The sequence below is a fragment of the Streptomyces fuscichromogenes genome (genome assembly GCF_014645815.1).
GTDB lineage: Bacteria > Actinomycetota > Actinomycetes > Streptomycetales > Streptomycetaceae > Streptomyces > Streptomyces fuscichromogenes.
In genome coordinates this window covers 138,486-153,373 of sequence record NZ_BMML01000001.1, presented here as the reverse complement: position 1 = coordinate 153,373, position 14,888 = coordinate 138,486, and the positions used below count along the sequence as shown (strand labels likewise).

Genomic DNA, 14,888 nt, shown 5'->3' with positions numbered 1-14,888 from the left:
CATCCCCACCGTTGTCACCCGCGTACCCCGGTGCCAGTCTTGACGGATGGACAGCGTGACGCTGCTCGTCAACGTGGTGACACTGCTCCTCTCGACGACCGCGATCGGGGTGACCCTCCTGCTCACCCTGCGCCAGATCCGCCTGATGAACAACTCCAACCAACTGCCGCTCGTACTCGACCTCTTCAGGGAGTGCCGGTCGGCCGAGTTCGTCCACAGCGAAGAGCGATTATGGGCGGACCTCGCGTCGGGAGCAGGAGCCGACCAGGGCATCAGCGGCCTCGAACAGCCCATCCGCGACGACGTCTACCGGGTGTGCGCGTTCTACCAGATGCTCGCCTACCTGGTGGCCTTCCGGGTCGTCGACGAGGACCTGGTCTTCCTGGCCACCCACTACCGGCTCCTGCGCACCTGGGAGGTGGTACGCCCGTAGCCCTGGCGGAACGTCAGGTGCGCGGCGACCCCTACGCCTACCTCAACTTCTTCGAGGACCTGGCCACGCTCACCCGCACCAAATCGAGCCACGCCGTCTACCGCACGGCCCGCAAACGCGCCTACGGACGTGACGGGGCGACGGCGTAGTCGTCTCGGGCGACCCGCCCGTCCTCCCACTGCGTGCGGGCAGACCGGGGCGCGCCCGCGCCGCACATCCGGATGCCCGTCTGTCACGACAACGGCACGCGGCAGCGCAGCCGCACTGTTTCTCGACTGCTGTATCCCGTCGCCCGAGCGGCGTCCTCCCTGTCAGTCGGTGTCGTCGGCGAGCCGGGAAGGACCAGAAGTGCGGGAGTGGACATAGCCCCTCCCGGTCGCCGCCCCATGGTCGGCCGCGAGGCACCCGGCCCCGATAGGGCCCAACAGTCCCTTCCCGGGCCGCCGATAGGGCCGAACGGCCCTTCTTCGCACCACCGAGCGGACATTCGTGACAGACGCACGCCTCAACCCGGGTCGCGGCCGCACGCCGCGGGGGAACCTGCCGGCCCGGCTTTACGAATCCATGACGAGCCCTAAAGGTTCTGCGGAACCCTCACATCCGTATGTCCGTACGTGCGGGATCCGAAGAACCGGATCAGGAGACACGGTGCTCGTTTCACGGAAGGCGGCGGGAACTCTCTTCGTGGGTGGTGCGCTCAGCTTCACCCTCGGCTCCCTCCTCTACCCCGCCATGCTCGGAGTCCAGAAGGTCAGCGGCGCACCCGAACGGGTCGTCGCCACACCGGCGACCGGACCGCTGACGGCAGCCGACCAGGATTTCGTGGTCAAGGTGCGCGCGGCCGGACTGTGGGAGTACCCCGTCGGCCAGAAGGCGTCGAAGAAGGGGACGACGAAGGCGGTCAGGAACGCGGGGGAGCATCTGGTCGACGGGGATGCCGCGTTGGACGCCGCCTGCCGCAATGTCGCCAATCAGTTGGGCATCACGCTGCCCAACCAACCGTCGCCACAACAGCAGAGCTTCGAGTCCCGGCTGAACGCGGAAAGCGGCAAGCAGTTCGACACGGACCTGGCCACCACCGTGCGCGCGACGAACGGCCAGCTCCTCACCACGATCGCGAGCATCCGCAGCACCACGAGGAACTCACTGGTCCGCGGGCTGGCCGACCAGGCCAACGACACCGTCCTGGACCACATCGCGGTCGTGGAGACGACCGGCCTGGTCGACTTCGGCCAGGTGCTCGCCCAGGAAACCACCTCGCCCGGCCTTCCGGCCCAGGACCTGACTCCGCCGCCGGCGGTCGCGGGCCAGCCACAGGTCGTCCTCACTCCACCTGCGAACAGCGCGGTGTCGCCGAGTCCGACGGCGGGGTGAGGTGAGGAGCTGAGCCGGGCCGCCCGTGCCGGCCGGGCGGCGGCCATCGCCTCGCGAGCCCGCCCGGCCCGGCCGGCACTCCTCACCGGTTCAGTTGCAGCGAGGGACTCCGGCTGAGGCTGGGGCTGGCGCCGGGGCTCCATTACTGGGGAGACACGGCTGCCTTCCTGACCGTCGGCTCGCCGCTCACCGCTCACCGCTCACCGCTCGCCGCTCTTCTGACCGCCTGCCTGGCGCGCGCGGGGTGTGCCGCTACCGGCTGTGCCCCGTTCTCGCTCCCGTGGGCGGCCTGGTCTTCCGCCTTGCCGAGAAGGGCATCCTCAACGGCCTGCTCGGATCGGCCCGACACCGTCCGATGGTGACGGCCTGCGGCGGCCCCGGCCCGCCGCAGGCCTTCGCGGTCGCCGGGCCGGGCGGTACAGCCGGGGCCGGAATCCGACCCAGCGCGGGGCCCGCCCACGCCCCCCGCGGGGGCCCCTTCACCGCCGTACCGGACGCTCCGCGCCGAGAGCTCGTGGCCGGCGGATCACGAGTCGAGGGTGAGGATGACGCGATCCCGCACTTCCCCGCTCTCCAGCAGGCGATGCGCCTCGGCTGCCTCCTGCAACGGCATGGGCCTGCGGCCCTTCATGCGCAGCCGCCCCTCGGCCAGCATGGCCATGCCCTCGTCCAGGGCGCCGGGAGCGCGGTCCGCCGTGGGCACCGAGAGCACGACTCCGAACTCGGGCGCCGCATGGTCGGACAGGGTGATGACGCGCTGCGGCCCTCCGGCGAGTTCCACGGCGTCGGCGAGCGCCCCCTTACCGGCCGCGTCGAAGACGGCGTCCACGGATCCGAGGGCCCGGACGGCGGCCACGAGACCGGAGCCGTACCGGACCGGCGATGCTCCCAGCTCCCTGGCGAGGTCCTCGTCCCGCGCGCCCACGGCACTGATGACCTTCACGCCCCGGGCGACCGCCAGCTGTGTCGCGATCAAGCCCACCGAACCGCCCCCGCCGAGAAGCAGAAGCGTCTCTCCGCTCTTGACCCGCAGTTGCCGGAGAACGCCGGCCGCGGCCTCCACCGAACTCGGAAGCGCGGCGGCGTCCACCCATGACACCGACTCCGGCTTGTGCGCCCAGATCGAGGCCAGCGCGTACTCGGCGTAGCCTCCGCGGCCGAAGAGCACGGCGGCCACCTCGTCACCGACGCGCGTGCCCGAGACGCCGGGGCCGACGGCATCGACGACACCGGACACCTCGTAACCCAGCACGGGCTGTGGAGGCAGGGGGAACCTGAGGCGGCCGGACCGGATGTCCAGGTCGGTCGGGCCCACCCCCGCGGCACGGACCCTGATCCGGATCTCCCCGTCACCGGGCTGCGGCATGGGAACCTCCGCCCGCTTCAGGACATCCGGCGGACCGTACCCAGTCATGACCACGGCGTTCGGCATGACGACTCGCCCCCTTCACTTGCCAGGTTCGCGCTTCGTCCTGCGCGATGAATATAGTTGATGTATCACATATATGGCCGCGCCGCACCCTCGAGCCGGATCTGACCGGGCACCCGAGGGCCGCCAGACACAGACCGAACTCCGCGACGTCGGCTGCCGCCCCCGCCCGCCGCCGTGAGCCGACGAGACAGCCGACCGCGCTTTCGCACCGGCAGGAGCACCGCGAGCAGGACCAGCACGCCCAGGCGGCGGCCGGTGATCAGCGGAGGGGCCACAGGGCGGAGGCCTTGACGGCATGGCCGCCCGGGAACGGACAGTCGTCCGGGGCCCCGCAGGCAACATGGTGGAAGGGTCAACCTTCTCATAGGGTGTGGCCATGGAGGAGGAAGCACCCCGCTGGCTGAGCCCTGTCGAGGAACGAGCCTGGCGCGGCATGCTGCGCATGCACGACCTGCTGGTCAACCAGGCCGGACGGACGCTGCAGAGCGAGTTCGGGCTGTCCGCGACCGACTATCCCGTGCTCGCCGAGCTGACCCGCGCGCCCGGCGACCGACTGCGCGTGCTGGAACTCGCGAAGGTGCTCGGGTGGGAGAAGAGCCGGGTGTCGCACCAGCTCACACGCATGGCGAAACGCGGCCTGGTCGTCCGGGAGGAGTGCATCGACGACGGACGCGGGGCATACATGATGGTCACCCCGGCCGGCCGCGCCGCCCTGGAAGCCGCCGCGCCACAGCACGTCAACGACGTCCGGCGACTCTTCCTCGACCACCTCTCGCCCGGCCAGGTCACACTCCTCGCGGAGATCACCGACACGGTCATCGAGAAGATCGACACGAAGTAATCAGGGTCGCCCCCTAGGCCCCACCGTTCCCAGAGACCTCATTCAGCATGCAGCCGGCACGGACGGAAGGTCTCACGAACCAAGACATCGGCCGCCGACCCGGCCCCGGGAACGCACGGTGTCGAGTCCTCCGCCCCGGGTCGTTCGCGAAGGCCCCCGGGTCTTCATGGCGACCGGAACCGGTTCGCGCCAGCAGTCGCCGCGACTTCCGCGCCGACCGGGCCACCCGGCCAGCAGGCCACACCAGGCCACACCAGGCCACCAGGCCACCAGGCCACCAGGCCACCAGGCCACCAGATCACCCGGATCACCCGGATCCCAGCGGAATGAACACGGACACCGATTGTTGAAAGCGGTATGAAAAAGATCGGGTTCCTGTCCTTCGGGCACTGGACGCCATCGCCGCACTCGCAGACGCGCTCCGCGTCGGACTCCCTGCTGCAGGCGATCGACCTGGCGGTCGCCGCGGAGGAGCTGGGGGCGGACGGCGCCCACTTCAGGGTCCATCACTTCGCCCGCCAGCACGCCTCGCCGTTCCCGCTGCTCGCGGCGATCGGCGCGCGCACCAGCCGGATCGAGATCGGTACCGGTGTGATCGACATGCGCTACGAGAACCCCCTGTACATGGCGGAGGACGCGGGCGCGGCCGACCTGATCTCGGGCGGCCGGCTCCAGCTCGGCCTCAGCCGGGGCTCACCGGAGCAGGTCGTCGACGGCTGGCGGCACTTCGGGTACCGGCCGCCGGAGGGCGGAACCGACGCCGACCTCGCCCGCGCGCACACCGAGGAACTGCTGGAGGTGCTCAGGGGCGAGGGGTTCGCGGAGCCGGACCCCAGGCCGATGTTCGCCAACCCGCCGGGTCTGCTGCGCATCGAACCGCACTCCGAGGGGCTGCGGGACCGGATCTGGTGGGGTTCCGGCTCGAACGCCACCGCCGTCTGGGCCGCGGGGCTCGGGATGAACCTGCAGAGCTCGACCCTCAAGGACGACGAGAGCGGCGAGCCGCTCCACGTCCAGCAGCGCAAGCAGATCGAGGCGTACCGCGAGGCGTGGCGCGCCACCGGACACACCCGCGAGCCCAGGGTGTCGGTCAGCCGCAGCATCTTCCCGCTCGTCGACGAGCGGGACCGCGCGTACTTCGGCCGGGACCGCGACTCGACGGACCAGATCGGCTACATCGATCCCGGCACTCGCAGTATCTTCGGCCGGTCCTACGCCGCCGAGCCCAACGCGCTCGTCAAGCAGCTCGCCGAGGACGAGGCCGTCGCCGCCGCCGACACACTGCTGCTCACCGTGCCCAACCAGCTCGGCGTCGACTACAACGCGCATGTCCTCGACAGCATCCTGACGCACGTCGCACCGGAACTCGGCTGGCGCTGACGCCGGCGCCACGGCAGGTGCCGCCGGGTTCATCCGCGTCCGGCGCCGGATGCGGATGAACCCGGCGGCATCCTCGCCCCGGCGTGACGCAGCAGCCGGAAACATCAGCGCCAACGAGCCCGAAACTAGATGACGTATCATCTAGATAGTTGACGCATCACCTTCCCATTCCTAGGGTGATTGAAAGTTAAAAATCTAGCGGCCGAGGAGGCCGCCGCGGACACAGGAGAGACATCATGGGACAGCTGGACGGAAAGACGGTCGTCATCACCGGCGGCACCAGCGGCATCGGGCTGGCCACGGCCCAGCGCTTCACACAGGAAGGCGCCCACGTCTACATCACGGGGCGCCGCAAGGAAGCCCTCGACAAGGCCGCCGAGCAGATCGGCGGCAACGTCACCCCGGTACAGGCCGACAGCGCGAACCTGGCCGACCTCGACCGGCTCTATGCCACCGTCGCCGACGCCGGACACCGGATCGACGTCCTGTTCGCCAACGCCGGCGGCGGCGAGTTCGCCCCCCTCGACCAGATGACCGAGGAGCACTACGACAGCACCTTCGACAGCAATGTGAAGGGCACCGTCTTCACCGTCCAGAAGGCGCTTCCCCATCTGGTCGACGGCGGCTCCGTGATCCTCACAGGTTCCATCGCGGGTGTCTCCGGCGATCCGGCCTTCGGTGTCTACGGCGCTTCCAAGGCCGCCATCCGCGCCTTCTCCCGCACCTGGGCCAACGAGCTGAGCGGGCGCGGCATCCGCGTCAACACCATCTCGCCCGGCCCCATCACCACCCCCGGGCTCGACGGTCTCGCCGCGGACGAGGCAGGGGCCGCGCAGCTGCGGGAGACCCTCGCCGGCATCGTGCCCCTGGGCCGCATGGGCCGACCGGAGGAAGTCGCCGACCTCGCGCTCTTCCTCGCCACCGGCCAGTCCAGTTTCATCACCGGCACCGAGATCTTCATCGACGGCGGCGCCAAGCAGGTGTAGTCAGGTCCGCCCGCCAGCCCTCACTCAGGGTGTCGGCGGCGGCGTGCGCGGGGCGGTCTGCGGGCATGCGGGCCCTACCAGTCCAGGCACAGGACGGGTGGCTGGCCCTGCGGGTGGCTGGCCCTGCGGGTGGCCGCCCCAGGCGTCGGTGACCACGGTGGCCAGAGTACGCACGACCTCGCACGGGTCCTCGGCGCCGGTGTCACGGATGAGACCGGGGATGCCGACCGTTCTCGCCTGGCGAATGGCAGGTTCACCGCCGGACGCAGTTCGTCGACCGTGCCGTCGCGCAGCCGCAGGGGCCAGGGGTGGCCGGCGTTGACGAGTTGGGAGCTGGTGCCGTCCAGGGCGATGCGCAGCAACTGGCCGGTGGCGAAGGCCTGTCGGCCGTGGGCGAGGAGGACCTCGTGGGTCTGGCGGCCCTGTTCGGCGAGGTCGCACCCGGCACGGCGGGCGTCGCGGGAGGCGTTGACCAAGAGAGTGGCCATGAGTGCGGCGCTGACGTCGTGGCCCATGGCGTCGGTGACGGACAGGTGCAGGGTGTCGTGGTCGAGGGTGTAGTCGTAGGTGTCACCGGCGATGTCGGCGGCCGGGACCAGGGCGCCGACGAGGGCGAACTCCGGGGCCTCGCAGGAAGGGGCGGAGGGCATGAGCTGGCGCTGGATCTCCGCGGCAAGACCGACCGAGGTCGTGCGGTGCCCCAGCGGTAGAGGTCGGTGAAGCGGCGGTCGGTGACAATGATGTACGCCAGCGCGTGCGCGGCCTCTTCGACCTGCTCCAGTACTTCCCGGGTGGCCCCGGAGAGGAACAGCTCCAGGACGCCGACGGCGTCGCCGCGGTTGGTGGCGAGGTGAGCAACCGGTGCCCGCGCTCGCCCTCCGGCACCCGCACCGTCTGCTGCACGCGCAGGACCTCGTCGTAGGCGCCGTCGTCGAAAGGGACCTCTTCAGCGCGGCGCTCCTGGGGCGTAGCGGCCTCCTCGCTCACCCGCAACAGGCGTCGGCCGACGATGTCGAGGGCCAGGAACGACACGTATCGTGCACCGAACCGCTCGCGCAGATCGCGAGCCACGGCATCGAGAGGACGCACCGGCACGGCATCCTCCACCGCTGCCAGCACCTCGGCCAGTGCGATCCGATCGCGTGGCACATCAGCCTCCTCTCCGTTGAGAACTCGCTTTCCCGCTGACACGCGGGACACGGCCCTGGTGTGAGCCATGCCTCAAACACAGGCATGCGGACGGGGGTGGAACACGGGTGCGCACGTTCCGGGTCCTGGATCTCGCCGGACGGCCCTTCTCCCGCCGCCTCGACCGGTCGGTGACCGACGCGGCACTGGAGAAGGCCCAGGGGGCGAAGGGTCCGTCCGCCAAGGATCATGAGGATGATCCAGGTTCGGCCACCGCTGCCCGGCCGACGAAGCCCGCCGCGCCGGGACGGTCCTACGGGGTCGGCCGAGCCTCTCGACCGGCAAAAAAGCAGCCTCCGGCCAGCGCCTTCCGGGTCCCCGCGACCCCAGACCTCAGATGGGGACTGTTCTGACAGGTGGCATCGAGGGTTCAGTAGGCGGGTAGTTCGGCGGAGTCCACATCTTCCGACTAAGTGGGAAACCAACGCCCACCCCCGGCCGACACGCACGCAGCGCCGATCGCGAGGCGGGCGGACATTCACTCACCGACCCCGCACCCGGACGCAGCTTCTGCCCATAGCTTTCGACACCGCGGCAGGCGAACCGGCGCGCAACCTGTCCGCACGAACCCGAGATCCTCGAAATCCGCTGTCTCACCGACGCCGTTGACACGCCGCGGAAGCCGAACGCGTCCACCGACCGGACCAACAGACACAGAAGTCGCAGATCATGTGGCAAGCGCCTCCATCTCCACAAGAGCCTCACACTAGACTGCTGACACACCGAATACCCAAGGTTCTGTTGACAACGTCAACATCATGAACGATCCTCGTCAACCGGTGAAGGTATACGCTCCTTGCGGGACGTAGCACCTTGTGCGCAACGGGTGAAAACGGGGAGGGGCAATGAGCCTGGAGACCGTGGCCGGGCGGTTCCGGATCACAGGGATCCTGGGGCGCGGCAACATGGGCGAGGTACACCGCGCCGAAGACCTTCAGGCCGCCCCGGACTCCTCGCACCGCGAGGTCGCGGTCAAGACCGTGCTGCGCGGCCGGACCGGAATCGCGGTCGACGCCTCGGGATCCGGCAAGGAGATCGACCGCTTCCGCCGTGAAGTGCGGATCATGCGCATGCTCTCCCAGGGCCACCCGAACCTCACCCTGCTGATCGACGGCGGTGTGGACCAGGCACCGGGCGGCAGTGGCCTGCCCTACCTGGCCGTGGAGCTGCTGGACGGAAATCCGCTCGCGGACCTCATCGACGAGGAGCCCCAGCTCCCGGTCTCCTGGGTCGCTGCCACAGGCGCGCAGATCGCCGCCGGACTCACGGCCGCGCACACCGCCGGGGTCGTGCACCGCGATCTGAAGCCGGCCAATGTGATGCTGACCCGCGACGGCACCGTCAAGGTCCTCGACTTCGGCATGGGTTCGGTCGTCGACGATCCCGACCAGACGCGGCTGACCAGCACGGGCGTCAGTGTCGGCACGGCCCGCTACATGGCCCCCGAGCAGTTCCGTGCCGAACGGGTCTCCGCCGCGGCCGACCTCTACGCGCTCGGCTGCATCCTGTACGAGCTTCTGATAGGGCGGCCGCCCTTCTCCGCCAGGACCCCTTTCGAGCTCTCCGAACAGCACCAGCACGAGCGGCCTCCGCGGTTGACCCTGGTCCGTCCCGACCTGCCCACGGAGCTGGTCCGGCTGGTGGACCGCCTCCTGGAGAAGGACGCCGAGCTGCGGCCGGAGAACGCCGCCCAGGTGCGTGAGGTACTGGTCCCGCTCGCCCTCGCTCCGGACGACACGGCCGCCCTGCTGGCTCCGCACTGGCAGGTGATGGACCCGGTGGCACGGCTGCGCGCGCTGCTTCCCGAGCCCGCCGCGGCCGCGCCGGTATCCGTACCGCGCAGACAGCCGCGACTGCCCGAGACGATGGACGTCTTCGGCATACACACCGACCTGATCACCGAGTACGAGAGCTTCACCAGGAGCGCGACGGTGATCCGGGACGCCCGGATCACCGGCTTCGTCGAGGACGACCTGGCGGCGAAGTCGCAGTGGCCCGATCCCTGGCTGTCGCTGAACCCGTTCTTCGCGGACGGCGGCCAGGTCACCGACCTCGTGCGCGACGGCGTGCTGCACTCCAAGTGCGCGGAGATCTTCCAGGCCGGCAAGAAGGAGACCTCCCTCCGCCCCGACGGCCGGCCGCTGACCTTCCACCTCCACCAGCGGCAGGCGATCGAGGCCGCACAGGCGGGCGACTCCTACGTCCTCACCACCGGAACCGGTTCCGGCAAGTCGCTGTCGTACATCGTCCCGATCGTTAACCAGGTACTGAAGGAGCGTCAGGCGGCGGGGGCGAGCGCGGGCGGCCGGGTACGCGCGATCATCGTCTACCCGATGAACGCGCTGGCCAACTCCCAGGTGGAGGAGCTGAAGAAGTACCTGCGCAACGGGTTCGGGAAGGGCCGCGAGCCGGTCACCTTCGCCCGCTACACCGGCCAAGAGTCCGACGAGGACCGTCGTGAGCTGCGCAGGAACCCTCCGGACATCCTGCTGACCAACTACGTGATGCTGGAGCTGATGCTGACCCGGCCGGACGACCGGTCCAGCCTGATCCGCATGGCCGACGGGCTGCAGTTCCTCGTCTTCGACGAGCTGCACACCTACCGTGGCCGGCAGGGCGCGGACGTGGCCTTCCTGATCCGCCGGGTACGTGAGGCCTGCCGGGCATCCGCGACCCTGCAGTGCATCGGCACCTCGGCGACCATGTCCACCGAGGGCTCCTGGGAGGACCAGCAGCGCGAGGTGGCCAGGGTCGCCGGCCGGCTGTTCGGTACGACGGTGCTGCCCAAGCGGGTCATCGGCGAGACCCTGGTCAGGGCGACCGACGAGCCGCCCGAGACCGTGCCCGCCGAACGGCTGCGGGTGCCGGCGGCGCCCCGCTCGTACGAGGCGCTCACGAAGGACACGCTGGCCCGCTGGGTGGAGTCCCGCTTCGGGCTGGAGCACGAGGAGGGTACGGGGCGGTTGCGCCGCTGTGCCCCGGACACCGTCGAAGCGGCGGCGGCCGAGCTGGCCGCCGGGTCGGGGGTGGCCGAGGAGAGCGTGCGGGAGGCGATCCGCACGACCCTGGAGGCGGGTGCGCAGGCCAAGCATCCGGTGACGGAGCGGCCGCTGTTCGCGTTCCGGCTGCACCAGTTCCTCTCCAAGGGCGACACCGTCTACACGACGCTGGAGGATCCGCTCACCCGGCCGCTCACCCGCACCTACCAGCTGGAGCAGCCGGGCAGCGACGGCAAGCCGCTGTTCCCGCTGGCGTTCTGCCGCGAGTGCGGCCAGGAGTACCTGACCGTCTGGCGCACCGAGGACGGCGGCGCGTTCCGGTACGAACCGCGTCGCGACACCTCCGCCTCCGGCGGCCGCGAGGGCGAGGGCTACCTGTACCTGGGCATGCCCGGGGAGGACTACGAGTGGCCCGCCGACCCGCAGAAGGCCGTGGACGACAGACGGCTCCCGGAGTCATGGCTGGAGCCGGACGCGCAGGGCGTGACGGTCGTCAAGAAGTCCTACAAGCCGCGGGTGCCCAAGCGTGTCGTCGTGGACGCGCACGGCAACGAGTCCGGTGAGGGGCTGGTGGCGGCGTTCGTCCCCGCTCCGTTCCTGTTCTGCGTGCACTGCCAGGTCTCCTACGAGCAGACCCGCGGCCGGGACTTCGCCAAGCTGGCCACCCTGGACCAGGAGGGCCGCTCGTCGGCGACCTCGCTGATCTCCGCGTCGATCGTGAAGTCCCTGCGCGCGGTGCCCGAGGAGAGCCTGGGCAAGGAAGCGCGCAAGCTCCTCACCTTCGTCGACAACCGGCAGGACGCCTCGCTGCAGGCCGGGCACTTCAACGACTTCGCCCAGGTGACCCAGTTGCGCGGCGCCCTCCACCAGGCCGCGGTCCGGTCGGGCGAGGAGGGGCTGCGTCACGACGACCTCGCCGAGGCCGTCACCGAGGCGATGGGCCTGACGCCCCGCGAGTACGCGGCGGGCGCCGACCTGGCCCCGTCCATGGAGCGACGGGCGACGAAGGCCTTCCGGGACGTCGTCGGATACCGCCTCTACCGCGACCTGGAGCGCGGGTGGCGCATCACGATGCCGAACCTGGAGCAGACCGGGCTGCTGCGGATCGACTACGAGGACCTGGGCTGGCTCGCCGCCAACCCCGAACGCTGGCGGTCCGCCCACGCCGTGCTCCGCGACGCCGACCCGGCGCTGCGCGAGGAGATCGCCCGTACGCTGCTCGACTTCATGCGGCGTGCCCTCGCCATCGACGTGCAGTACTTCCGCGACGACTTCGACACCCTGCAGCGGGCCAGCGAGGAGCGTCTGACCGGGCCGTGGGTGCTGGGCGAGAGCGACCGTCCGGCCGTCGGCACCGCTTACCCGTACGGCTCACGGCCCGGCATGGAGCGCTCCGCGCTGTTCCTGTCGGCCCGCGGCAAGTTCGGCAAGTACCTGCAGCGGAACATGCCCGAACTGCGCCCGCCCACCGGTTCCCTGGACGACGTCCAGAGCGTCATCGAGGACCTGCTGAAGGTGCTGCGGGACGCGGAGCTGGTGCGCGAGGTGGACGCGACCCCCGAGCAGTCCGGCCCGGCCTACCGACGCCGCGCGGCCCAGCGACGCACCGGATACCGGGTGTCGGCCGCCGCGCTGATCTGGCGGGCCGGGAACGGCGAGCGGGGCGCGGTCGACCCGCTGGCGCGCACCTACAGCAGCGGCGAGGGCCCGCGCGTCAACCCGTTCTTCCGCGACCTGTACCGGACCGCGGCCGCCGAGCTGTCAGGCCTGTACGCGCGCGAACACACCGCGCAGGTCACCCCGGAGGACCGGCTGGAGCGCGAGCAGTTGTTCCGTGACGCCGAACTGCCCCTGCTGTACTGCTCGCCGACGATGGAACTGGGCGTGGACATCTCTTCGCTCAACGCCGTGATGATGCGCAATGTGCCGCCGACCCCGGCGAACTACGCGCAGCGCTCGGGCCGGGCGGGCCGCTCCGGCCAGCCGGCGCTGGTCACCACGTACTGCGCGACGGGCAACAGCCACGACCAGTACTACTTCCGCAGATCCCAGGACATGGTGTCGGGGCAGGTGGCCCCGCCGCGCCTGGACCTCGCCAACGAGGATCTGGTCCGCTCCCACCTGCAGGGCATCTGGCTGGCGGAGACCGGCATGAAGCTCGGCATCGCGGTCCCGGACGTCGTCGACGTCGCCTACGACCCCGACGGCGACGACCGTCCCGACCCGCAGATGCCGCTGCCGCTCCTCCCCCACATCCGCGATCTCTCCCTGGCCGAGGACGCCCGCAGCCGCGCGGTCGCAACCGCCCGTACCGTCCTCGCTCCGCTGATCAGCGACTTCGAGGCGACGACCTGGTGGTACGACGAGTGGATCGAGGACCGGATCGAGCGGGCCCCGAAGGAGTTCGACGCCTCGTTCGACCGGTGGCGTCAGCTGTTCCGGGCGGCCGTGATCGACCAGTACGAGCAGAACAAGCGCGTCGTCGACCACACGCTCTCCCCGGGTGAGCAGGGCCGGGCGCGCAGCCGCCGCCGGGAGGCCGAAACCCAGACGAACCTGCTGCTCAACCGCTCGGTCGACAGCAAGTCGGTGATGAGCGACTTCAATCCGTACCGCTATCTGGCGTCCGAGGGGTTCCTGCCCGGCTACAGCTTCCCGCGCCTGCCGCTGGCCGCGTACATCCCGCGCTCCGGCAACCGCCGCAACGCCGACGGCGACTACCTGCAGCGCCCCCGGTTCCTGGCGATCCGAGAGTTCGGCCCCGGCGCGCTGATCTACCACGAGGGCGCCCGTTACCAGGTCACCCGGGTCCAGCTGCCGCCGGACGCTTCCGGTGATCTGGCGACGGCGGAGGCACGGCGCTGCGACGGCTGCGGCTACCACTACGAGGTCAAGGCCGGCTCCGACATCTGCGTGATGTGCGGTGAGACGCTGCGGGGCAAGCGCACCGGGCTGCTCCACCTGCACACCGTGTACACCACGCCGCGGGAGCGGATCTCCTCCGACGAGGAGGAGCGCCGCCGGGCCGGTTTCCGCCTGGAGACCTCGTACGCGTTCCAGGACCACGGTGCCCGCAAGGGGCGCCTCACCTCGCATGTCGCCGACTCCGACGGCGCGCCCGTCCTCGACCTGGACTACGGCGACTCGGCGACCGTCCGGATCACCAACCTGGGCCGGGTCCGCGACAAGGGCGAGCTGGACGGCTACTGGCTGGACCTGGGCGACGGCCGCTGGCTCAACGACCGGGCCGCCGCGGACGCCATCGAGGGCACCGGCATGCCGGTGGTCGACGAGGACGGCAACGAGAAACGCCGCAAGAAGCGAGTCCTGCCCTACGTGGAGGACCGCCGCAACATCCTCGTGGTCACCCTGGACGAGCCGCAGCCCGAGCCGGTCGCGTGGTCGTTCCTGTACGCGCTGGAGCGCGGCATCGAGGCGGCGTTCGAACTGGAGGACTCCGAGCTGACCGCGGAGCTGCTGCCGCCGGACGACGGCCCGCGCCGCCGCATGCTGTTCACGGAGGCCGCGGAGGGCGGCGCCGGTGTGCTGCGCCGGATCCAGCACGACGCGGACGCCCTCGCCGAGGCCGCCCGGACCGCCCTGGACATCTGCCACTTCGACCCGGAGACCGGCGAGGACGATGGCGGCCCGGCGGACGGCGAGGAGTGCGCCCGCGGCTGCTACGCCTGCCTGCTGACCTACGCCAACCAGACACACCATCGCCAGCTGAGCCGCCATGCCGCCCGCCCGCTGCTGGCGCGGCTGGCCCACGCCCGTACCGAGCGGAAGGACCGCGGCGAGTCCCGCAGCGAACAGTTCCGCAGGCTCGCTCCCGCGGCGAGCGACGGTGCCGCGTCCGACAGCACCTCGCCGACACCGACACCAACGCCGACACCGACGCCGGTGGAGGCGGATCTGACGGCCCTGGTCGCGCAGGGCGACCTGCTCGGCTGGCTGCGGGCGAAGGGCTACCGGCTGCCGGACGAGGTCAACGTCCTCGTCGACGGGGCGGCCGCATGCCCCGACCTCGTCTTCCACCTGGACGGCGCCAACCTTGCGGTGTTCATCGACGTTCCCGGACACCCGGCCGACTCCACGCGCGACGTCGAGGCCGGCTATCGCCTGGAGGACGTCGGCTGGGACGTCCTGCGCTTCCCGACAGACGCGGACTGGGACGCCATCGCGGACCACAACGCCGCCTACTTCCACCTCCGTTGACCGCCTCGCCGGCTCCCGGCCTCCCGACCTCTAGGAA

General features: G+C 70.6%; 8 protein-coding genes and 1 pseudogene. 7 read left to right on the top strand and 2 right to left on the bottom strand.

The genetic code is table 11. From position 1 onward, the window contains the following. Positions 1 to 46 precede the first annotated feature (46 nt). The 3 genes from IEZ11_RS00680 to IEZ11_RS00675 all read left to right on the top strand — a co-directional run bounded on the left by IEZ11_RS00680 (position 47) and on the right by IEZ11_RS00675 (position 1,807). Complete coding sequence (locus IEZ11_RS00680) at positions 47 to 433, top strand: DUF4760 domain-containing protein (RefSeq protein WP_189260521.1); 387 nt, start codon at positions 47 to 49, stop codon at positions 431 to 433. A gap of 17 nt (positions 434 to 450) precedes the next feature. Then, entirely contained in the window at positions 451 to 582 is a 132-nt protein-coding gene (locus tag IEZ11_RS51860; protein ID WP_268239892.1) for a hypothetical protein, read from the top strand. 535 nt (positions 583 to 1,117) lie between these two features. After that, the gene (locus tag IEZ11_RS00675; protein ID WP_189261085.1) at positions 1,118 to 1,807 is read left to right on the top strand and encodes a DUF4142 domain-containing protein; all 690 of its coding nucleotides are present in this window, start codon (positions 1,118 to 1,120) and stop codon (positions 1,805 to 1,807) included. A gap of 526 nt (positions 1,808 to 2,333) precedes the next feature. Here IEZ11_RS00675 and IEZ11_RS00670 read toward each other — a convergent pair. Then, a complete protein-coding gene (locus IEZ11_RS00670; protein WP_229712755.1) occupies positions 2,334 to 3,173 on the bottom strand; it encodes an NADP-dependent oxidoreductase in 840 nt (279 codons plus the stop codon). A 508-nt stretch (positions 3,174 to 3,681) separates the two neighbouring features. Between IEZ11_RS00670 and IEZ11_RS00665 the strand changes: the two genes are divergently transcribed. The 3 genes from IEZ11_RS00665 to IEZ11_RS00655 all read left to right on the top strand — a co-directional run bounded on the left by IEZ11_RS00665 (position 3,682) and on the right by IEZ11_RS00655 (position 6,446). Further along, entirely contained in the window at positions 3,682 to 4,080 is a 399-nt protein-coding gene (locus tag IEZ11_RS00665; RefSeq protein ID WP_189261084.1) for a MarR family winged helix-turn-helix transcriptional regulator, read from the top strand. 357 nt (positions 4,081 to 4,437) lie between these two features. Then, entirely contained in the window at positions 4,438 to 5,460 is a 1,023-nt protein-coding gene (locus IEZ11_RS00660) for an LLM class flavin-dependent oxidoreductase (protein WP_189260519.1), read from the top strand. Positions 5,461 to 5,696: 236 nt separating this feature from the next. Then, on the top strand, positions 5,697 to 6,446 hold the full coding sequence (locus tag IEZ11_RS00655) for an SDR family NAD(P)-dependent oxidoreductase (protein ID WP_189260518.1): 750 nt from the start codon (positions 5,697 to 5,699) through the stop codon (positions 6,444 to 6,446). 74 nt (positions 6,447 to 6,520) lie between these two features. On the opposite strand, the pseudogene IEZ11_RS00650 reads toward IEZ11_RS00655, so the two are convergent. Next, a pseudogene (locus tag IEZ11_RS00650) lies at positions 6,521 to 7,595 on the bottom strand (PP2C family protein-serine/threonine phosphatase). Positions 7,596 to 8,479: 884 nt separating this feature from the next. Here IEZ11_RS00650 and IEZ11_RS00645 point away from each other — a divergent pair. Then, positions 8,480 to 14,851 (top strand): protein kinase domain-containing protein, encoded by a 6,372-nt coding sequence (locus IEZ11_RS00645; protein WP_189260517.1) that lies wholly within the window; start codon positions 8,480 to 8,482, stop codon positions 14,849 to 14,851. The last annotated feature ends 37 nt before the right edge of the window (positions 14,852 to 14,888 follow it).

What these genes read in the sequence shown, in the direction of transcription:
- IEZ11_RS00680 (WP_189260521.1), top strand. Translation starts at nt 47, where the DNA reads ATGGACAGCGTGACGCTGCTCGTCAACGTGGTGACACTGCTCCTCTCG.
- IEZ11_RS00670 (WP_229712755.1), bottom strand. Translation starts at nt 3,173, where the DNA reads ATGCCGCAGCCCGGTGACGGGGAGATCCGGATCAGGGTCCGTGCCGCG.
- IEZ11_RS00665 (WP_189261084.1), top strand. Translation starts at nt 3,682, where the DNA reads ATGCACGACCTGCTGGTCAACCAGGCCGGACGGACGCTGCAGAGCGAG.
- IEZ11_RS00660 (WP_189260519.1), top strand. Translation starts at nt 4,438, where the DNA reads ATGAAAAAGATCGGGTTCCTGTCCTTCGGGCACTGGACGCCATCGCCG.
- IEZ11_RS00655 (WP_189260518.1), top strand. Translation starts at nt 5,697, where the DNA reads ATGGGACAGCTGGACGGAAAGACGGTCGTCATCACCGGCGGCACCAGC.
- IEZ11_RS00645 (WP_189260517.1), top strand. Translation starts at nt 8,480, where the DNA reads ATGAGCCTGGAGACCGTGGCCGGGCGGTTCCGGATCACAGGGATCCTG.